Source organism: Streptomyces sp. XD-27 (assembly GCF_030553055.1).
Classification (GTDB): Bacteria; Actinomycetota; Actinomycetes; order Streptomycetales; family Streptomycetaceae; genus Streptomyces.
In genome coordinates this window covers 905,823-926,024 of the sequence record NZ_CP130713.1, presented here as the reverse complement: position 1 = coordinate 926,024, position 20,202 = coordinate 905,823, and the positions used below count along the sequence as shown (strand labels likewise).

Annotated in this window: 16 protein-coding genes; 10 read left to right on the top strand and 6 right to left on the bottom strand. The window is 73.7% G+C overall.

Translation table 11 applies throughout. The features are described 5' to 3' along the window. Nucleotides 1-37 precede the first annotated feature (37 nt). The 3 genes from Q3Y56_RS03935 (at nt 38) to Q3Y56_RS03925 (ending at nt 5,879) form a co-directional block, all read left to right on the top strand. The gene (locus tag Q3Y56_RS03935; protein WP_304460581.1) at nt 38-3,010 is read left to right on the top strand and encodes a tetratricopeptide repeat protein; all 2,973 of its coding nucleotides are present in this window, start codon (nt 38-40) and stop codon (nt 3,008-3,010) included. 64 nt (nt 3,011-3,074) lie between these two features. Then, nucleotides 3,075-4,700 (top strand): RNA repair domain-containing protein, encoded by a 1,626-nt coding sequence (locus Q3Y56_RS03930; RefSeq protein ID WP_304460580.1) that lies wholly within the window; start codon nt 3,075-3,077, stop codon nt 4,698-4,700. A gap of 120 nt (nt 4,701-4,820) precedes the next feature. Further along, nucleotides 4,821-5,879 carry a phytase gene (locus Q3Y56_RS03925; RefSeq protein ID WP_304460579.1) on the top strand — a complete coding sequence of 353 codons (1,059 nt, stop codon included), beginning with the start codon at nt 4,821-4,823 and terminating at the stop codon, nt 5,877-5,879. Here Q3Y56_RS03925 and Q3Y56_RS03920 read toward each other — a convergent pair. Continuing rightward, entirely contained in the window at nt 5,869-6,897 is a 1,029-nt protein-coding gene (locus tag Q3Y56_RS03920; RefSeq protein ID WP_304460578.1) for a hypothetical protein, read from the bottom strand. The genes Q3Y56_RS03925 and Q3Y56_RS03920 overlap by 11 nt on opposite strands. 117 nt (nt 6,898-7,014) lie before the next feature. Here Q3Y56_RS03920 and Q3Y56_RS03915 point away from each other — a divergent pair, with 117 nt between their 5' ends. Continuing rightward, on the top strand, nt 7,015-7,329 hold the full coding sequence (locus Q3Y56_RS03915; protein WP_304460577.1) for a hypothetical protein: 315 nt from the start codon (nt 7,015-7,017) through the stop codon (nt 7,327-7,329). A gap of 99 nt (nt 7,330-7,428) precedes the next feature. Here Q3Y56_RS03915 and Q3Y56_RS03910 read toward each other — a convergent pair whose 3' ends face one another. Next, on the bottom strand, nt 7,429-7,926 hold the full coding sequence (locus tag Q3Y56_RS03910) for a MarR family winged helix-turn-helix transcriptional regulator (RefSeq protein WP_304465462.1): 498 nt from the start codon (nt 7,924-7,926) through the stop codon (nt 7,429-7,431). A gap of 59 nt (nt 7,927-7,985) precedes the next feature. Between Q3Y56_RS03910 and Q3Y56_RS03905 the strand changes: the two genes are divergently transcribed. Continuing rightward, entirely contained in the window at nt 7,986-8,837 is an 852-nt protein-coding gene (locus tag Q3Y56_RS03905; protein WP_304460576.1) for a DMT family transporter, read from the top strand. Between the two features lie 67 nt (nt 8,838-8,904). Here the strand turns inward: Q3Y56_RS03905 and Q3Y56_RS03900 are convergent, their stop codons facing one another. Both Q3Y56_RS03900 and Q3Y56_RS03895 read right to left on the bottom strand, forming a co-directional pair. Beyond that, nucleotides 8,905-9,669 (bottom strand): alpha/beta fold hydrolase, encoded by a 765-nt coding sequence (locus Q3Y56_RS03900; RefSeq protein ID WP_304460575.1) that lies wholly within the window; start codon nt 9,667-9,669, stop codon nt 8,905-8,907. Between the two features lie 168 nt (nt 9,670-9,837). Continuing rightward, nucleotides 9,838-11,151 (bottom strand): MFS transporter, encoded by a 1,314-nt coding sequence (locus Q3Y56_RS03895; RefSeq protein WP_304465461.1) that lies wholly within the window; start codon nt 11,149-11,151, stop codon nt 9,838-9,840. A gap of 332 nt (nt 11,152-11,483) precedes the next feature. On the opposite strand from Q3Y56_RS03895, the gene Q3Y56_RS03890 reads away from it, so the two are divergent. Continuing rightward, nucleotides 11,484-12,491 carry a hydroxyacid dehydrogenase gene (locus Q3Y56_RS03890; protein WP_304460574.1) on the top strand — a complete coding sequence of 336 codons (1,008 nt, stop codon included), beginning with the start codon at nt 11,484-11,486 and terminating at the stop codon, nt 12,489-12,491. Nucleotides 12,492-12,797: 306 nt separating this feature from the next. Continuing rightward, the gene (locus Q3Y56_RS03885) at nt 12,798-14,327 is read left to right on the top strand and encodes an MFS transporter (RefSeq protein WP_304460573.1); all 1,530 of its coding nucleotides are present in this window, start codon (nt 12,798-12,800) and stop codon (nt 14,325-14,327) included. A 65-nt stretch (nt 14,328-14,392) separates the two neighbouring features. On the opposite strand, the gene Q3Y56_RS03880 is transcribed toward Q3Y56_RS03885, so the two are convergent. Both Q3Y56_RS03880 and Q3Y56_RS03875 read right to left on the bottom strand, forming a co-directional pair. Beyond that, a complete protein-coding gene (locus Q3Y56_RS03880) occupies nt 14,393-15,874 on the bottom strand; it encodes a hypothetical protein (protein ID WP_304460572.1) in 1,482 nt (493 codons plus the stop codon). A 194-nt stretch (nt 15,875-16,068) separates the two neighbouring features. Further along, nucleotides 16,069-16,596, bottom strand: a complete 528-nt coding sequence (locus Q3Y56_RS03875) for a peptidase inhibitor family I36 protein (RefSeq protein WP_304460571.1) — start codon at nt 16,594-16,596, stop codon at nt 16,069-16,071. Nucleotides 16,597-16,739: 143 nt separating this feature from the next. Between Q3Y56_RS03875 and Q3Y56_RS03870 the strand changes: the two genes are divergently transcribed. The 3 genes from Q3Y56_RS03870 (at nt 16,740) to Q3Y56_RS03860 (ending at nt 20,165) form a co-directional block, all read left to right on the top strand. Further along, entirely contained in the window at nt 16,740-18,443 is a 1,704-nt protein-coding gene (locus Q3Y56_RS03870; protein ID WP_304460570.1) for a sensor histidine kinase, read from the top strand. Continuing rightward, entirely contained in the window at nt 18,436-19,137 is a 702-nt protein-coding gene (locus Q3Y56_RS03865; protein WP_304460569.1) for a response regulator transcription factor, read from the top strand. Before Q3Y56_RS03870 ends, Q3Y56_RS03865 begins: the two co-directional genes overlap by 8 nt. A gap of 245 nt (nt 19,138-19,382) precedes the next feature. Then, nucleotides 19,383-20,165, top strand: coding sequence for an ABC transporter ATP-binding protein (locus Q3Y56_RS03860; protein WP_304460568.1), 783 nt, complete (start codon nt 19,383-19,385; stop codon nt 20,163-20,165). Nucleotides 20,166-20,202 lie beyond the last annotated feature (37 nt).

Genomic DNA, 20,202 nt, shown 5'->3' with positions numbered 1-20,202 from the left:
CGTTACTCGCCGTGCCGGGCGCGGGGGACGATCTCTCGTGACCCAGCACGTACGCGCCGAGAACGGTTTCGCCTACGGTGCGATCGGCGCCGACATCCACGTCTTCGGCGACGGCGTACCGGTGTACCTGCTCCAGCGGTGGAGGCCGACGGCCCCACCCGACGACGGGTTTCTGCGCGAGCTGCCGAGCCGGATGCTCAACGCCCGGTTCGGCGTCGTGGAGTTCACCGGGCGCGCGGCGGAGCTGGCGGCGCTGCGGCGGTGGCGCGACGAGGGGGCGCGGCTGGCCGTGCGGTGGCTGCACGCCCCGGGCGGCCAGGGCAAGACCCGGCTCGCCGACCACTTCGCACAGCAGTCCGCGGCCGACGGCTGGCAGGTCGTGACCGCCACGCACGGCCCGGGCAGCGTCCTGCCACCGCCCGGCAGCCAGGACCTCGGCGCCGCGGCCGACGCCAGGACCCTGCTGATCGTCGACTACGCCGACCGCTGGCCGCTGTCCCACCTGTTGTGGCTGCTCAGCAACGCGCTGCTGCACCGGCCTGCCGGGCGCGCCCGCGTCCTGCTGCTGGCCCGCAGCGACGACGTCTGGCCCGCCGTCCGCGCCGCACTGGCCAACCAACAGGCGGCGACGTCCGCCCAGTTCCTCCCGCCGCTGCCCGGCGTGTCCGACGAGGGGGGCGGAGACCGGGAAGGGAACGAGGGGGATGGGGAGGGCGGGTCCCGGTCGCCGCGGGCGGAGATGTTCACCGTCGCCCGCGACAGCTTCGCCGTCCGGTACGGCATCCCGTCCGCCGGCATCACCGCACCCGAGGCGCTCGTGAGCGCCGACTTCGGCCTGACCCTGGCGGTGCACATGGCCGCTCTGGTCGCCGTCGACGCCCGCGCCGCGGGCCGGCGGCCACCGGCCGACCTCGCCGGGCTGACCAGCTACCTCCTGGACCGCGAACACCTCCACTGGGCGCGCCTCCACAAAGACGCCGGGGACGCCGGCCACGAGATCGCCCCGTCCGGCACGGCGTTCACCACGCCGCCCGACGTGATGAACCGTACGGTCTTCGCCGCGGCGCTCACCGGGCCGCTGGCGCCCGCGAAGGGGCGGGACGTCGTCGACGGGATGGACCTGCGGCTGCCGGCCCGGCGCGTCCTCGCGGACCACGCCGTGTGCTACCCCCCGGCGGATCCGGACCAGGACACCGTGCTGGAACCGCTGTACCCGGACCGGCTGAGCGAGGACTTCCTGGCGCTCACTCTCCCGGGACACCGAGCCGAGTACCCGGCACAGCCGTGGGCCGGGCCGACGATCAGCGCTCTGCTCACCGGCGCGGGCATGGGCACCGGAACGGGCGCGGGCAACGGTACGAGGACGGGCGCGGGCACCGGGACGGGCGCGGGCACCGGCAGCGGCACCGGTCCTGGTAGCGGCGGCGGTGGCGGCGTCAGGATCCGGACCGGCATCGGCACGGGCTCGGTCGCCGACACCTGGACACCCCGTGCCGTCACCTTCCTCGTCGCCGCCGCCCAGCGCTGGCCGCACGTCGGCCCGCGGTACCTGTTCCCGCTGCTCGCGTCCGCCCCGCAGCTCGCCGTCGCCGGCGGCAGCGGCGCGCTGTCCGCCCTGGCCGCGCTCGACGACATCGCTCCGGAGCTCCTCGAGGCCGTCGCCGCGCACTTCCCGTCCTTCCGGCGGCCCGACGTCGACCTCGACCCGGGCATCGCCGCCGTCAGCGTCCGGCTGCTGCCGCACCGCCTCGCAGGCGCCGGGCACCCCGGCGACCAGGCCGCCGTACGGCACCAACTCAGCATCCGGCTCCACCACGCGGGTCGGCTGGAAGAGGCCGTGGCCCAGTCCGCGACCGCCGTCGAGCAGTACCGGGCGATCGATCCGGCCGACATGCCCACTCCCGCCCTGGCGGTCACGGTCGAACGCAACCTCGCGGTCGCGCTGAAGGCCCACGGCGTCCGGCTGGCCGCCGTCGGGCGGCGCGCCGAGGCGCAGGCCGTCACCGAGGAATCCGTGGGCATCCTGCGCGGGCTCGCCGAGCGCGACGAGCGCTTCCTTCCCGACCTCGCGAACGCGCTGCTCAACGTGGGACGCGGCCTGTCCCTCGCCGACCGCTGGGACGAGGCGGCCGCCGCGCAGGAGGAGTGTGTGGCGCTGCACCGGCGGCTGGCCGCGGCCGACCCCGCCGCACACGAGCCGGACCTGTCCGCGTCGCTGGTGGCGCTCGGCCTGTGCCTCGGCCGGACCGGCCGACCGGAGGAAGCGGTGACGGCGACCCGGGAAGGCGTGACCATCCTGCGCCGGCTCGCGCGGGCGGAGCCGGCCGCCTACACCCCGGCCCTGGCCACTGCCCTGACCAACCTCGCCGCGGCCCTGGCCCGCACCGGCAGCCGTGACGCCGTCCCCACGGGGCAGGAGGCCGCGACGCTGTACCGGCAGCTCGCCGCAACCAATCCGGCCTCCTACGAGAGCGAACTGGCGAACGTCCTGTCCGGGCTCGGCCTGCGGTTCCTCATGGCGGGCCGGCCTGCCGAGGCGCTCTCCGCCGCCCACGAGTCGGTGGCGATCCTGCGCCGACTGGCCGAGCGGCAGCCGGAGGCCCACGGGCACTTCCTGGCCGAGGCGCTGGGCGCGCTCAGCACGGTCCTGCTCGTCACCCGGCGGCATGACGACGCCCTCGCCGCGGCCGACGAGTGCGTGGCCGTACGCCGCAGGATGGCCGAGGCCGACCCGGGGGTCACGCCGAAGCTCACCCACGCCCTGCTCAACGCCGTGGGCGTCCGGGCCGAGGCGGGCGGCTCCCGGCTGCAGGAAGCCGTCCACCTGTTCTCCGAGGCCACGGGCATCTGCGAGCGGAGCCGTGCCACGGCGGCGGTCGTCGCCGGGCTGCACCAGGCCGTCGGCTCCCGGCTCGCCGACCAGCTGGCCGCCGAACGCCGCCCCGACGCGGCCGACCGGATCCGCCGCGCCGTCGCGGGTCTCGGCGCCGCGAGCGACGCAGGCCCGTGAGAGGCAGGCAGCGGCCGCGCGCGTGGTGGCACTGTGGGTACCGGAGGCCACGGAGGCGTGAGCGATGCGCACCAGCCAGGAGATCTACCACCGTGTCTGCTACGACCCGCGGTTCGATCCCGCCCGGTTCGTGCTGGGGATCAGGCAGCGCGGCACCGCCGCGCCCGAGCGGATCCCGCTGCCCGCCTTCGTCCCCGGAGGTGACATCCCCTGGCATCGCGTGCTGTTCGTCGAGGCGGACGGCGAGCTGGTCTGGGACCGCGCCACCGGCATGGACCGCATCGACGCCTCGCGGGCCGGACGGGTACCGGACCCGCGCCGCCTGCGGGCGCCGTTCTTCATGGCCAGGACGCCGTACGCATGGGACCCGGCGGCCGGCTGGTGCCCCGTAGGCCGTACGCAGGGCCGTACGCCCCGCCCACCGCCGACGGTGGCGGGGCTGCGCGTCCTGACCTGGCACACGCTCGCCCTGACGGCCGCCGACGCGGACATCATCGCGCTGGAGGAGGCCGACCCGGAACCGCTCGCCCTGCTGCTGCGGGCCCCGTGGGTGCGGGCCGGCTACACACTGAGCACCGATCCGGCCGGCCAGGACATCGACGACGGCGGCCCGCTGCTGCTCAGCCGGTTGCCCGTACGGGAGGCGGGGTGGCACACCCTCGGACCGCACGGGGCTGTGACCGCCATCGTCGTGGACACCGCCCCGGACGCCGAATCCGGACCGCTCGTCGTGGCCGCCACCCGTCCGGCCGCATGGGACCAGCTCGCCGAGGTGCTGGCCGGTGTGGTCGGCGACCTGATCCTGCTCGGCGACGTCAACGGTGACGTCAACGGCGGCGGCGAGGGTGGAGGCGGACCCGCCGCGGCGCTCGGACTGCGGGACGCCTGGACCGACGTGCACGGGAACGGGCGCGGGCACCGGCCCCGCGACCGGGTGCTCGTGCGCGCGGGCGGCTGGCGCCCGACCCGAGCGGTCCCGGGCTCACCCACCCCGGAGGAGTCGTACGCATCAGACCACCATGGCGTGGCGGCGGACCCGGTCTCCGGCGCGTACGGCGTGGAGGTGGACCTGGCCCACGGCGATCAGGACACCGGCGCGACCGGGGCCACCGATGTGCTCGCCGTCGCGCCGACGCCCCGTACCGCGGTGGCGTGGATCCCCCCACAGGAGCTGTGGCCGTCGATCCAGTACATCCGACGGCAGCACGATCGGCAGATCCGCCGCTGGCCACCGCACGTCAACCTGCTCTTCGGCTTCGTACCGGAGGCCGATTTCGAGCGGGCGGCGCCGTTGCTCGCCGCGGCGGCGGCCGAGACGACGGCGTTCACCGCCCGGCTGGAGGGGGTACGCGCCTTCCGGCACCGGGAGGACGCCACCGTCTGGCTCGACCCGGCGGCGGCCGGCGCGGCCCCGTGGGCGGAACTGCACCACGCCCTCGAGCAGCGGTTCCCCCGCTGCGTCGGCCGCGCCAAGGGCTTCACGCCGCACCTCTCCCTGGGCCGGACCCGGGACCCGCACCGGCTCGCCGCCCAGTGCGAGGCCCTGTTGGGCGGCATGTCGGCGCGGGTGGGGGAGGTGGTCCTGCTCTCCCGCCGAGGCGACGAGCCCATGCGGCCGCGGGCCACCATCACGCTGGGGACGGGCGAGGTGCGGTGGCTGCCCGAGGGCACCTGGACGTCCGAGAGTTGACGAACCGTCACACAGTGACGCCTGCCGCCGGTCATGGGTATTCCGTTCACCTGTCGTTCAGGAAACACTCGAACGGGCTTCCTATCGTCCTCGTTGTCCCACCCCCACATGAAGGGAACCATGGTGTCCCCTGACATCACCCCCACCCGACCGGCCGTACGCGGTACCGCCGTTGCCGTCACCGTCACCGCCGCCGCGGCCCTGCTCTGGCAGGCCGCCGCGCCGTCCCACGCGGACACCCCGCACACCGCGGGCACCGAGGTGACGGCCACCGTCGAGACGGCGCCGGTCTCCCACAGTGGCGACGCCGCCGACGACCCCGCCGTCTGGGTGCACCCCGGCGATCCGGCGAAGTCCGTGGTGGTCGGTACCGACAAGAAGGGCGCCCTGGAGGTCTACGACCTGAAGGGCGCCCGCATCCAGCGCGTCGCCGGAGACCATGGCAACAACGTCGACCTCCGCGGCGACATCGTCGTCTCGGCGGACGACGAGGCGGAGAACGGCAACGGCGCCATGCACATCTACCGCATGGACGCGGCCACCCGGAAGCTGAAGCACCTCAAGGACGTGCCCACCGAGGTCACCGCGCACGGCATCTGCATGTACAAGTCGCCGTCGTCCGGAAAGCTCTACGCCTTCCCCAACTCCACCTCCGGACGCGTCGAGCAGTGGGAGATCACCGTCGACGGCGACGCGGTGGCCACCCGGTCGGTGCGGCTCTTCGGCGCCGAGAGCACCGTGGAGGGCTGCTTCGCCGACGAGACCACCGGCAAGCTGTACCTCGGCGAGGAGGACGTCGGCGTGTGGGCTTACGGTGCCGAGCCGGACGCGGGCACCGGCCGCACCCTGATGGACTCCACCGGCTCGGACGGTCACCTCACCGCCGACGTCGAGGGCATCACCGCCGCGGGCGACCGGATCATCGTCTCCTCCCAGGGCAGCAACGACTACACCACCTACGACCGGGCCACGGGCAGTTACACCGGCCGCTTCTCCGTGGTCCGGGGCAGCGCCGCCGACGGCTGCGAGGACACCGACGGCATCGACGCGACGACGGCGAACCTGGGACCGGCCTTCCCCCACGGCGTCTTCGTCTGCCAGGACGGCTCCAACACCTCGCCCGGCACCAGCGGCAACCAGAACTTCAAGCTCATACCGCTGGAACGCATCACGACGTGAGCACGCGGCAGACGGGGCGCGTGCGCAGCCAGTACGAGCGGGCGGCGGCGGTCAGCGCGACGCCGTACACGGCGAACGCGGCCATGCCGATCCAGCAGACCAGCAGCGCGTCCTGCGAGGAGGGGAAGTCACCGCGCGGCATCGTCACCACGCCGACCGTGGCCAGGGCCGAGTAGCCGACCCCGACCACCCCGTACGGGGCGAGCGTGGCGGCGCCGACCAGGGCGGGGGCCAGGGGCAGCCAGCGCGGGACGCGGCGTCCGTGCAGGAGCAGCGTCCAGCGCGGGAAGACCTGGCCCCACGGGCGGACCAGACCCCAGAGCAGGAAGACGCCGAGCGCTGCCAGCAGCACGGTGGCGTCCAGCCCCCAGGACTCCAGGGTGAGCCACAGCTCCGAGGCCCCGTTACGTCTCGAGACCGCGAGCATCTCCTCGCCCGACACCCCGGCGAAGGTGCCACCGAAGGCCCATACGAGCTTCATCGCCGCGTACGGGAGGAAGGCCAGCGTCCCGGCCCAGGCGGCGCGTTGCACCGGCGGGGGAGCGGCGGACGGCGCCGGCACGGAGGCCGCGGCGGGCGGCAGGCGGTCGGACCGGGCGGTCGCCGCGAGCAGGAGCACCCCGGCCGCCGCCAGCGCGTGGTTCGCGGCAGACGCCCGACTGTCCACCCCTTGGCCGACCATCAGCGTGATGACGTCCATCAGCAGGCTGAACGCGGCGATCCCCGCCAGCGCGCAGATCACCCACAGCAGCACCCGCAGGGCCGGACGCAGCCCATAGCGCGCCACCGCCGCGCAGGCCAGCGCCGCCAGCGCGCCCACCGCGGCGACACCCCACCCCAAGGCGGAGGGCCCCGGGTCGTCGCCGTGGTAGAGCAGCGGGGTCCCGCTCACGGCGCAGGCCAGGCCGAAGCAGGCGTACGCCACTCCCCAGCACACCGTCACCCGGCCCACCCAGCGCGACCACCGCTGCCCCCAGGTGCGCCGGGGCCTTCCCACCGTCCGTACAGCATCGATCATGCTCCGAACCTCGCACCGACGGCGATGCCGTGGCGTCGGCCGCCCGAACGATCCGCCTCCGCCCGACGGGTGAGTGGCTGACGGTTACCACCGCCCCTGGTGATCGTTTATTGGGCTATGGAGAGGAACATCACCGCTGCCGCCGCCCTGACGCTGTCCGTCGTCGCGCTGGCTGCCCCTGCCCATGCCGCCGATGGCGGCTCCGCGCTGGACCTGAAGGGCAAGGACCTGCCCGTCGCCAAGACCCTCAAGTCTCTCAAGACCCTCGACACCCTGGAGCGTGTGGACCTCAAGGAAGTGAGCGGCCAAAACGGCAGCATGATCTGGCCCCCGGCTTGGAAGCTCTGTCTCCAGCAGCCGGCCCCGGGAACGCCTCAGCAGATCCAGCAGCTCAAGTTCGCCGTGGTCAAGAGGGCGCAGCGGTGCCCGTAGCGCCTGCCCGCGGAGTGAACATCGCCTGGGACCGCGTTGCCGCGGGCCCAGGCGCCCGCAACAGCTTCGGGCGGCCCGAGACGAGCGGCCGCGGCGTGCTTACGGATGCGGCGGCGGTTCGACGCGGGCCAGCCACGCGGTCAGGAGCCTCTCCAACTGTGCGGCCTCTTCCGGTGTCAGGGCATCGAGGAGGCGCCGCTCGTTGTGCATGTGGGAGGTGAACGCCTGGTCGAACAGGTCCCGACCCGCCTGGGTGAGCGCCACGACCCGTCCTCGGCCGTCGACGGTCGACCGGCGGCGGGTGACGAGGCCGTCGCGTTCGAGACGGTCGATCCGCTTGGTCATCGCGCCCGTCGTGACCATGGTGTGCGCCGCCAGCTCGCCAGGCGCCCGCTCGAACGGCTCGCCCGCTCGCCGAAGTGCGGCCAGGACGTCGAACTCCCCCTCGCTCAGGCCGTATCGGCGGTAGACGAGGCAGAGGCGCTCCGTCAGCAGCCTGCCGAGGCGGTGCAGGCGCCCGATCACCGCCTGGGGGCTCACGTCGAGGTCGGCTCGTTCGCGGGCCCACTCGGCTTGGATGCGGGCGACATGGTCCATGGGCTGCTGCACGGCACCAGCGTACCGCTATATCTTCCATGGAAGCTATATTGCCTTCCATGGAAGATAATCTGCGGTGGTCGCTGGTCACCGCACTCGCGCCCGTGGCGTGGGGCACGAACTACTTCGTCACCCACGAGTTCCTGCCCGCCGACCACCCGCTGTACGGAGCGGCGATCAGAGCGCTGCCCGCCGGCGTTCTGCTCCTGCTCATATGCCGCAGACTGCCGCCGCGCGGACCCTGGTGGTGGAAGTCGCCGGTCCTCGGCGTGCTCAACATGGGCGGTTTCTTCGCCCTGGTCTACGTCGCCGCCCAGCGGCTCCCGACGAGCGTGGCCTCGACCGTCATGGCGACCTCGCCGATGGCCATGACGCTCATCGCCTGGGCGCTGATCGCCGAACGACCGCGCCTGACGCACCTGGTCGGTACCGCCGTCGGTGCCGGCGGAGTCTGCCTCATGCTGCTCACCGCGACCGTGTCGATCGACGCGTGCGGCGTGCTCGCTTCCGTCGCCGCCATGGCGATGTCATCCCTCGGCTACATCCTCGCCAAGCGATGGAGTTCCGACGTCGACGTACTCGCCTCCACCTCCTGGCAGCTCATGGCCGGAGGCCTCCTGCTGCTGCCCTTCGCCGCCGTCGTGGAGGGGCCGCCGCCGAGTCTCGACGGTTCGGCCCTCGTCGGATTCGGCTACGTCGCGGCCGTGGCGACGGCGCTGGCCTTCGCCGCGTGGTTCGCGGGCCTGCGGCGCCTGCCCGCTGCGACGGTCGGCCTGGTCGGACTGCTCAACCCGGTGACGGGCGTGCTGCTGGGCATGGCGATCGCCGGAGAGACCCTCACGGCCCAGCAGATCTGCGGCCTCCTCCTGGTCCTGACCGGCATCTTCCTCGGACGCCCCGCCGCACGATGACCGGCCGCCGCGCGGTGGCCTGCTCCGCCGCCGAGACTCGCGCGACCAGCCCCACAGGCCGCGGCGGTCATCGGCTGAGGAACCGCTCCACAACCGCCGCCAGCGCTTCGGGGGATTCCTCCGGCGCGTAGTGGCCCGCGTCCTGGAGGACCTCAAGCTCGGCGTTCGGATACCACTGCAGCCAGGTCGCGCGCATGGCCTCGGGCCCCAGCGCGGGGTCCTCGGCGCCGGCGACAAGCAGTACCGGGACCGGGTTGCCCCGTACCCGCTCGTGGAAGTCGGCACGCGACCACGAGTCCAGATACGCGCGGAAGGCCGCCGGTGAGGAACGCTCCACGGAGCGGCTCACCATGGCGTCCAGCCAGGCGTCGTCGTGCCGCCCGCCGGTGGTGTTGTCGATGATCGCCCTGCGGTTGCCGGGATACTCCGCCGCCCCGGCGAACAGCTCCCAGGTCTCTCCTTCGAGGGGGAAGCCGGACGCGGGCACGGGCGAGACGCCGACGATCGAGCGGACGCGTGACGGGGCGTCCAGCAGCATCAGCTGGGCCGCCTTGCCGCCCATGGAGTGACCGATGACCGAGAAGGTCTGCCAGCCGAGGCGGTCGGCCACCGTGAGGGCGTCCTCGGCGACCTCCTCCATCGTGAAAGCGCCGTCGGCGTCGATCGCCTCGCCGTACCCGCGGCAATCGAGGAACGCGTAACTGAAGGCGTCCCCGTTCAGATACCGGCGCATCGGGTCGAAGCTCGACCGGTCGCCGAACCAGTTGTGGAGTACGAGGACTCGTTCGGAACCGCTTCCCTGCACGTCGTGCGGAACAACCTGCCCTGTCACTGCGTCCCCTGGTCTGCTCATGAGGTGGTCACCCGGTGCGGATGGCGGAGGCCGTGGACGGTCGAGTCTGGCCGCTTCCGGCAGGCCGGGCAACGCGCCACGCGAGCCCGACCGGCAGACGTCATCTCGGCGGCCGGCGAGGTGTGCCACCTCCCCGGGCACGACGGGTCAGGCGGCCGAGCAGCCCGGCGCCGGATCGGCCGCGTCGGCCGGAGTCATGCGGTCCGCGGCGGCCGGGGCGGGGCGGGTCTCCGGCAGCAGCGCGAAGCAGACCAGGCTCAGGAGCGCGACACCGGCGAGATACGCCGCGACGCCCCAGGGCGGCCCGCCGCCGCTCGTCACGGCGGTCGCCACCAGCGGCGTCAGGGCGCCGCCGAAGACCCCGCTCAGGTTGTAGCCGACCGCGGCCCCCGTGCAGCGCACCCGCGGCTCGAAGAGCTCCGGGAGGTACGCCGCGACGACGGCGAACGTGGAGGTGAAGGCCATCCCCGCGCCCACGAAGCCGAAGAACATCAGCAGCGGCTCGCCCGTGTGCAGCAGCGCGATCAGCGGGTACGCCCACAGCGCCGAGGCCGCACAGCCCAGCAGGCACATGGGCTTGCGCCCGAACCGGTCGCCGAACAGCGCCGCGAGGGGAGTGAACGCGGCCTTGACCGCCACGGCCGCCATGATGCAGGCCAGCACCACCGTCCGGCTGACGCCCAGTTCCTCGGTCGCGTACGCCAGGGACCAGGTGCTGACCGTATAGAAGACCGCGTAGCCGGCTGTCAGCCCGCCCGCCGCCAGCAGCACGGTCCGCCAGTGGTCGCGCACCACCTCGGCCAGCGGCAGCCGCGCCCGGCCGCCCTCGGCGGCCAGTTCCTCGAACCGGGGGCTCTCGGCCAGAGCGCGACGCAGCAGCAGGCCGCCCAGCGCCAGCACGCCCGCCGCCCAGAACGGCACCCGCCAGCCCCAGGAGCGGAACTGGGCGTCGCTGAGCGACGCGGACAGGGCCAGCACCACACCGTTGGCCAGCAGGAAGCCGACCGACGGGCCGAACTGCGGAAAGCTGGTCCACAGCACGCGGCGCCGCGCGGGCGCGTGCTCGGCGGTGATCAGCACCGCGCCGCCCCACTCGCCGCCGACCCCGAGCCCCTGGAGGAACCGCAGCACGAGCAGCAGCACGGGGGCGGCGATCCCGATCGAGGCGTACGTGGGCACACAGCCGACGGCGACGGTCGCCACGCCCGTCAGCAGCAGCGAGGCGACGAGGACCGGCCGCCGCCCGTAGCGGTCGCCGATGTGCCCGAACAGCATCGAGCCGAGCGGCCGTGCGAGAAAGCCGACGCCGAAGGTGCCGAAGGCGGCGAGGGTACCGGCGAGCGGGGAGAAGCTCGGGAAGAACAGCGGGCCGAGGACCAGCGCCGCGGCCGTGCCGTAGACGAAGAAGTCGTAGAACTCGATGGCGGTGCCCGCGAGCGAGGCAGCCGCCAGCCGGAGCATGGAGGGGTGGTGCGCCGAGGGGCGCCGGATGGTGTCCGTGCGATCATCCACGCCGCGCTCAACGAGCGCGCCCGCGGGCCGGTCACCGGGCGTGCGGGGGCGCTCGCCGGACCCGTGCCGCCAACCGGCGCGAAGTCCGACTCCCGCGGGACCGCGGGCGCGGGCCGGTTCTGTCCGGGCGGCCCGCGGCACCACCCGACGGTGCGCCCTGGCGCCGTACCGGAGGTGGCGCCGATGACGACCGCCGTCCTGCGGCAGGATCACCCGCCCTCGTGATAGAAACCGGTTGCTGCCCCAAGCCGCCGAGCCGGAGGGCCACTTCCATGCCTGACGTGCCCACGCGTCCGCGCGCACTGTTCGCCATGACGCCCGGACACGTCTCCCGGCTCTTCCCGCCCGAGGTCCTGGACCGGGTCCGGCGGTCCGTGGAGATCGATCCCGCCCTGGTCGCAGACGACTTCGCCGACCCGAGGGCCCGCGAGGCGCTGGCCCGCGCCGAGGTCCTGATCACCGGCTGGGGCTGCCCGCGCCTGGACGAGGCCGTGCTGGACGCGGCGCCCGAGCTGCGGGCCGTGCTGCACGCGGCGGGCTCGGTCAAGGGCTTCACCACCCCCGCCGTCTGGGAGCGCGGCATCGCGGTGTCGTCGGCGGCCTCGGCCAACGCGCTGCCGGTCGCCGAGTACACGCTGGCCATGGTGCTGCTCGCGGGCAAGGACGTGTTCGCGCAGCGCGACCGCTACCGCGCCCGGCGCGCCTTCCCGTTCGGCGAGATCGTCCCCGGCGTCGGCAACCTCGGCCGCCGGGTCGGCGTCATCGGCGCGTCCCGCATCGGCCGCCGCCTCATCGAGCTCCTGCGCCCCTTCGACCTGCGGGTCGGCCTCGCCGACCCGCACGTCGACGAGGCGGCCGCCGCGGCGCTCGGCGTGCCGCTGCTGCCCCTCGACGACCTGCTGCGCACCAGCGACATCGTCACCGTGCACGCCCCGCAGACCCCGGAGACCCACCACCTCATCGGCCGCCGCGAACTCGCGCTGATGCCCGACGGATCGGTGCTCCTCAACACCGCGCGCGGATCGCTCGTCGACCACGCGGCACTCGTCGAGGAACTGCGCGGCGGCCGGATCAGCGCGATCCTCGACGTCACCGACCCCGAGCCGCTGCCCGTCGACTCACCGCTCTTCGACCTGCCGAACGCCTTCGTCACCCCGCACGTCGCGGGTTCCCAGGGCAACGAGCTGGCGCGGCTCGGCCACACCGTGACCGAGGAGCTGGAGCGGCTGCTGACCGGCCGCGAGCTGGCCCACCGCATCGACCCCGCGGAGCTGGAACGCACCGCGTAACGGCCGCCGCCCGAGCCACCGCGTGGCCCTTTCACGGCCTGGACAACGCGGCACAATAAGCCATTCTCGCTTTAGCGGGAGACTTTCCGGGCGCTTTTCACTTGCATTTCGGGGAAAAGTGTGGACACCGGGAGAGGTCTTCTTCTCGTGTGCACGCAAGCCGAATGGGTTTGTCAAGAGTGAGGATCATCACCCCGGAAAACCCCCGTCTTTTGGCGGCTTCCCGGGGTCCCGGGACTGCTACGTTCCATTCACGAAAGCGGTTCGCCGGTTGAATTCGTCCCGGCCATTCTTCGGAGTTCCTCCATGTCTTCTGACAGCACAATCGCCGTCGCTTCCGCGCGGCCGGCGGCCCCCGGGGATTCACCCCGGGGGCGTCATCTCGGCCTGGCCCTGGTCGTGATCGCCGCGGCCCAGTTGATGGTGGTCCTGGACGCCACGATCACGAACATCGCCCTGCCCAGCATCCAGACCGATTTGGACGTGTCCGACTCGGGCCTGGCGTGGATCGTCAACTCGTACGCGCTGGCCTTCGGCGGTCTGTTGCTGCTCGGCGGCCGGGCCGGCGACCTGTTCGGGCGCCGGCGGATGTTCCAGGCCGGCATCGCGGTGTTCACGCTGGCGTCGCTGCTCGGCGGGCTGGCCCCGAACGAGGCGCTGCTGATCGGCGCGCGCGTGCTTCAGGGAGTCGGTGCGGCGCTCGCCGCGCCCAGTGCGCTGGCGTTGATCGCCACGACGTTCCCGGCGGGCAAGCCGCGCAACACGGCGATGGGCGTGTACGCCGCGATGGCGGGTCTCGGCTCCACCATCGGCCTGCTCCTGGGCGGCGTCCTGACCGACTACCTGGACTGGCGCTGGGTCTTCTTCGTCAACATCCCGATCGGCCTGGCCGTGCTGGCCGGGACCAGGACCCTCGTGGAGGCCGAACGCCACCCCGGCCGCCTCGACATCCCCGGCGCGATCACCGGCACCGGCGGTCTGATCGCCCTGGTCTACGGCATCACCCGCGGCGGCGAGCACGGCTGGACCGGCGGCCTGACGCTGGCCTCCTTCGCCACCGCCGCGGTCCTGCTTGCCGCCTTCCTGGTCGTCCAGGCCCGCACCGGGCACCCGATGATGCCGCTGCGGCTGTTCAAGGACCGCAACCGATGGGGCAGCTACGCCACCATGCTGCTCATCGGCTCCGGCATGTTCGCCACCTTCTACTTCCTGACGCTCTATATGCAGCTGATCCTCGGCTACAGCCCGGTGCGGACCGGCTTCGCCTACCTGCCGTTCAGCTTCGGCATGGCCGCGGCGGCGGGCATCAGCTCCAAGCTGGTCACCCACGTCGCACCCCGGGCCATCGCCGGGCCGGGCCTGCTGGTCGCGGCCGCGGGCATGTTCTGGTTCGCCACGTTGGAGCCGGACTCCTCGTACACCGCGCACCTGATGCCTGCCATGTTCGTCACGGCCCTGGGCCTGGGCATGAGCTTCGTCCCGATGACGCTGGGCGCGGTCAGCGGGGTCGCGCACGAGGACACGGGGATCGCCTCGGCGCTGCTGAACACCGCGCGGCAGATCGGCGGCGCACTGGGCCTCGCGGTGCTGTCGACCATCTCCACCTCGGCGTCGGACGACAAGCTCCCGAAGGCGGCCTCCGCCCTCTATCGGGGCCTGGCCACGGAGGACTTCGGCCTGGCGGCGCGGGCGGGTGAGGCGCTGACCCACGGCTACACGGTGGCGTTCGCCGCCGCGGGCGCCATGTTCCTGGCCGGCCTGGCCGTCACCGCGCTGGCCGTCAACGCCGGCAGGCAGCGGCACACCGAGGGCGCGGCCCCCGCCCACATGGGCTGACGCCGGAAGGCCCGGGACCGCACCTCCGCGGTCCCGGGCCTTCCGCTGTCCGGCCGAGTCGCCGCCTACCGGCCGTTCTTGGCCGGGGTGGTGCGGACAGACCCGTTGCCCTCGGAGAGCTTCCACTCCCGGTGCAGCGAGCCCAGCGGAATCCGCTTCTCGAAGACCGGAGTTCCGAAGATCTTCAGATGGAACAGGAGCGCTCCGGACAGGTCGACGCCGCCGGCGACCAGCCAGTGGCCCACGGCCGAGCCGCTGCCGTCGCTGGAGCCCGTCGCGCTCGCCTCGGCCTCGCCGCGCAGGTACGGGGCGAGTTCGGCGGTCACGCCGGTCACGCCGTAGAGGCCGACGGTGGCCTCGGCGCCGAGGGTGGCCTTGACCTTGCCCGCCGCCGCCACGGTGGCCGTGACCGGCGACGCCTTGATGTCGGACTCGCTGACGGCGTGCCAGCCGTCGGCCCGGCTGTAGCTGCCGCCGATCCGGAAGTCGCCCTTGAGGTCCTCCTTGACGTCGACGCTGACGCGGCCGTCGGCGTCGACCGCGACGTAGGCGGTGAGGTCGAGGTTGACCACGACCGGGACCGGGCCGACCTGGATGACCGGGTCGGCGTGCAGCTTGGCGAACGGTATCCGCAGCGGCTTGCCGTCCGGGGTGTGGGCGGCCGCCCGGCCCTTGAGCCGCCACTGCGACGACCAGTCGCCGGACAGGCCCAGGTACGCGCCGCCGGGTGAGCCCGCGTGGCCGGCGCCGCCGTTGTACGAGAACTCGACCTGCGGCGCCAGCTGGACGTAGCCCGAGACCGACGCGGCGGCGGACGCCGGGGCGTCCTCGGGGGTGGCGATCGCGGCGCCGACGTCGAGGCGGAGGTTGCCCAGCGGCACCTTCGTGCCCTGAGGCCCGGAGTGCACGCCGCCGGCCTTCGACCAGGACACCTTGACGCCCTTGACCAGCGGTTCGACCGTCACGGAGGCCGGGTCGACGGGCACTTGGCCATTGGCCTTGGCGCTGCCCAGCAGCGAGTTGAGGGTGGCCGGGGCGGTCTTGACCTCGGTGGCCTTCTCGGTGGTGCCGACCACCTCGGTGACCTTGGCGAGTACGCCGTCGGGGGCACCGGGCACGGGCCCGCTGGCGACGACGTCGCCCACGGCGAGGCGGTCCTGGCCGTCCTCCGGGGTGCCGGACGCGGGCGTCCGGCTGGGCCCGGCGTCCTTGGAAGGCTTCGCCGCGGGCGCGGGCGCGGCGATGACGGCCCGTCCGCTGCGCCGGTCGAACGAGGTGATCTTCAGCGAGGACTTCTGGACCGCTCGGTCGCCACCGGCGGGGCGGGCGACGGCGGTCGGGGCGGCCGAGGCCGCGGGGCCCTTGCCGACGGCGAGCTGCCCGGAGGCAGCGGAGTCGGTGGCCGCGTCACCGGCGGTCGAGGGCCGCGCGGCGGCGGGCTTGCCGGGGCCGGACGACTCGGACGGCCCGGCCGCCGAGCATCCGACAGCGAGCAGTGCCAGGGCACTGAGCGCAGGCAGTAAAGCGGTTCTGGATATCTTGCGCACGTTGGATCCTCGGGAGCGTGAGGTGGGGGTGGCCACAAGGCGTCACGGAAGGGCGACTTGGGGCCGCGTCACACGTCATCGACATGAAGACCGGCCGCTCGTGGGCGGTTTGCCCAGGAGCGGTCGATTGCGTGATCATGCCATGCTCCCGGCGGGCTGCGGGAGGCAGGCCGCTCAGTGCGCGGCGGCGAGGGTCACTGAGGGCCGGCGTCGCCTGGGCCGAGCAGACCCTGGAACGAGGGCTGGAGGTCCGGCGCGAAGCCCTCGCCGTCGGTGGAGGAGTCGAACCAGTCGACGGACGAGATCCGGTCGTTGAAGTCCCCGGTCCAGTCGTCCTGCTCGGCGTGGATGTAGACGTTGTTCAGCTGGGCGTGGGTCTCCTGGCCGTGCATGTGGACGTACGGGTTGTGGCCGACCTGGACGTGCTCCCGCAGATACGCCTCGGTCTCGTCGGACGTGTTCATGTACGCGGAGCTGGCGAGGTCGTTCGCGCCGTACGGGGCCAGGGAGTCCACCTGGCCCGTGATGATCCAGATCTGGGCGTCGTGCTCGCCGTTGTAGTCGGCGTCCTCGTACAGGCACAGGGACTCCTCCGGGCAGGCGTCCAGGCCGTGTCCCTGGGCCACCCGGATCGGCGCGTCCTCGGTTGCCGACGCGGACGTCTGAGGCGCCACGAGGGCGGCCGCGGCCAGCCAGGCCGCAGTGGCGGTCTTCTTGATCATGACCGGAACAACGAATGCCCCCGGGCCAGGTCACGTCATGCGCCGTGTCGCAACTCGTTCAGCCCCCCTCTGCCTTTCGGTAGAGGGGCGGTCGGCCGCAAGGCGCAGGGAACGCCGCGCGGGCGTGACCGATAATCGGCGGTATGTCGCCCAGCGCTCCGCCAGATCCGCAGCACCGTCCGACCCGGAGCCCCTTCGCCGGGCCGGGCGAGCAGGGGCGGCGGCTGTGGCGGGCCCTTTGGGAGGGGGGCCTCGCCGGGCTGCTGGTGCTGCTCACGTACCAGGGCGAGGGGGGGATCAGCAGCACGCTCGCCGGCGGGGCCACGACGTTCCTGGGGTTCGCCGGTATCGGGCTGGTGCTGGTGCGGCGCCGGTACCCGGTGCCCAGCGCGCTCGGGCTGGCCGCGCTGATGGGGATCATGCCCGCGGTCGCGCTGCTGACCGCGGTGGCCGTGTACGGCGCGACCCGGCAGACGGAGGCGCCCCGGCGGCGTGCCGGGCTGCTGCTCGCGGGGGTCGCGCTGGCGATGTCGACGTGCGCCGGGTTCGCGCCCGACGTGGGGCTCGGCAGCAGGCCGTACGGACTCGTGCTCGGCGCGGTGCTCGCCGCGACCACCGTGATCGTCCCCGGCCTCGTCGGCACGGCGGCGGGGCAGCAGGACCGCCTGCTCCAGGCGCTGCGGGAGCGCACGGCCGCCGCCGAGGAGGCGCGCCGGCTCGCGGACAGCGAGTCGCGCATGCACGAGCGGTCGCGGATCGCCGCGGAGATGCACGACCTGGTCGGGCACCGGCTGAGCCTGATCTCGCTGCACGCGGGCGGCCTGGAGATGGCGCTGCTCAAGGAGGCGCCCGAGCTGCGGGACGAGGCCGCGCTGGTGCGCCGCGCCACCCGCGACGCGATGCAGGAGCTGCGCGAGGCGCTGGGGGTCCTCGGCCCGCTGGGGCGGGACACCGGCACCGACGCGCTGACCGACGCGACGGGCACCCGCGCGGACATCGGGGCGCTGGTCGAGGAGTCGCGCGCCGGCGGCATCCCCGTCGAGTTCTCCTGGCAGGGCGCCGATCTCGACGCCCGCCCGGCCCGCGTGCGGCGGGCGGTGCACCGGGTGGTGCGCGAGTCCCTGACCAACGTGCACCGGTACGCGGCAGGGGCCCACGTGTCCGTCGCCGTCACGCACACCGACGACCGGGTGGAGATCCGGGTGCGCAACGGCGCGCCGCCCGCCCCGCCCGCCGCCGCGACGGGACTCGGCTCCGGGCGCGGGCTGACGGGCCTGCGCGAGCGGGCGGCGCTGCTCGGCGGCGACTTCGAGGCGGGCCCGACGCCGGGCGGCGGGTTCGCCGTGGCGGCGGACATCCCGGGGGATCCCGGGCCCGGCGCCGAGGCGACCGGCGCGGCACCGTACGAGGACGGGCCGGTCCGCGCCGCCGTTCAGCCCGGCCGGGAGCTCTCCGCCGTCCAGCGGCGCCTGGCCGGCGCCGTCACCGGGCTGCTCGGGCTGGCGGGGGTGGGCGTGATGATGCTGTTCGGGCTCGTCCTGGTGGACCAGGCGCGGGAGTCGGACTACCAGCCCCCGCCCGAGCCCCGGCTGGGGATGACCAGGGAGCAGGTGCAGGACGCCGTCGCCTACGACGACGACGTGGTGCGGGCGGCCGCCGCCGGGCGCGAGCCGCCGCGGCCGCGGTCCGCCACGACCTGCATCTACCCGTACGCGGGAGGCGAGAGCGAAGGCGGGCGGCTGGAGATCGTCCGCTACTGTTTCCGCGCCGACACTTTGATCGCGATCGACCGTTTCAAGGTCGCCATGGTGACCGAACCGCCCCGTGGAGGCAGGACACATGACTGACCAGGCCCATGCCGCACAGGGCCCCGGGGCGGGTTCCGCGATCCGGGTGCTGCTCGCCGACGACGAGCAGATGATCCGGCACGGCGTCCGGTTGATTCTCCGGCATGCCGACGGCATCGAGGTGGTGGGCGAGGCGGTCAACGGCGCCGAGGCCGTCCGGCTCGCCGCCGAGCACCGGCCCGACGTGGTGCTCCTCGACATCCGCATGCCCGTGCTCGACGGGCTCGCGGCCATCGAGCAGCTGCTCGCCCCGGACCCCGCGCCGCAGGTCGTCATGCTCACCACCTTCGGCGACGAGGAGAACGTCATCCGGGCCCTCACGTCCGGCGCCACCGGCTTCCTGCTCAAGGACGAGGGGCCGCAGGAGCTGATCAGCGCGGTACGGGCCGCGGCCGCCGGGGACGCCGTCCTCTCGCCCGGGGTCACCGGAGCCGTCATCCGCCGGATGCTGCGCGGCGGCGGCGCCGGTGCCGGGGCCGCCGCGCCGGACCGGCGGCTGGCGGGCCTGACGGGCCGGGAGCGCGAGGTGCTGGCCATGCTGGGGGAGGGGCTGTCGAACCTGGAGATCGGCGAGCGGCTCGGCATCGGCGTGGGGACGGTCAAGACGCACGTCCGGTCGATCCTGGAGAAGACGGGGTCGAGCAGCCGGGTGCAGGCGGCGCTGCTGGCGCACCAGGCGGGGCTGATGGGCTGAGCCGCCAAGCGGCGGCGGCAGCCCGGGCGGCCCCCCAAGGAGTCACGGCGACCCCAAGGAGCCCGGCGACGCCCCTAAGGGGGCGGGTCTACCTCATGGCAGAGGCCCGGTAATCCGGAAGTAGCACCTCCGCGGGTCGGCTCTGCCCTGGGGCAGGCAGCGCATTCAGGCCCTGAGAGCGACGGATCCGAGGGTGGGCCGCGACCACGATGGAAGGGAGTTGACCACCCCGTCCAGGAGCCCCCATGACGCAGACAGCGACCACCCCCGCATCCCACCAGGTCCCCGCCGTCGCCGCCGCCCGCGCGACCGAGCTGAGCAAGGTCTACGGCGAGGGCGAGACCCGCGTCGTCGCCCTCGACTCGGTCTCCGTGGAGTTCGGCCGCGGGCGGTTCACCGCGATCATGGGGCCGTCCGGCTCCGGCAAGTCGACGCTGATGCACTGCATGGCGGGCCTCGACTCGTTCTCCGCGGGATCCGCCCGGATCGGCGAGACCGAGCTGGCCAGCCTGAACGACCGGCAGCTCACCAAGCTCCGCCGGGACAAGGTCGGCTTCGTCTTCCAGGCGTTCAACCTGCTCCCCACGCTGAGCGCCATCGAGAACATCACGCTGCCGATGGACATCGCGGGCCGCAAGCCCGACCAGAAGTGGGTGGACCTGGTCATCCGGACCCTCGGCCTCACCGGACGGCTCCAGCACCGCCCCTCGCAGCTCTCCGGAGGCCAGCAGCAGCGGGTCGCCGTGGCCCGCGCGCTGGCCGGCCGACCGGAGATCATCTTCGCGGACGAGCCGACCGGCAACCTCGACTCCCGCTCCGGCGCGGAAGTCCTGGGCTTCCTGCGGGAGTCCGTGCGCGAGCTGGGGCAGACCGTCGTGATGGTCACCCACGACCCGGTGGCCGCCGCCCACGCGGACCGGGTGGTCTTCCTCGCCGACGGACGCATCACCGACGAGCTGCCCGCCCCCACCCCCGAAGCCGTGCTCGACCGCATGCGGCTCTTCGACGCCGCCGGGCGCACCAGCTGACGCGCCCCTTCCCCGCTCCCGCCCCCCGGGTGCTCCC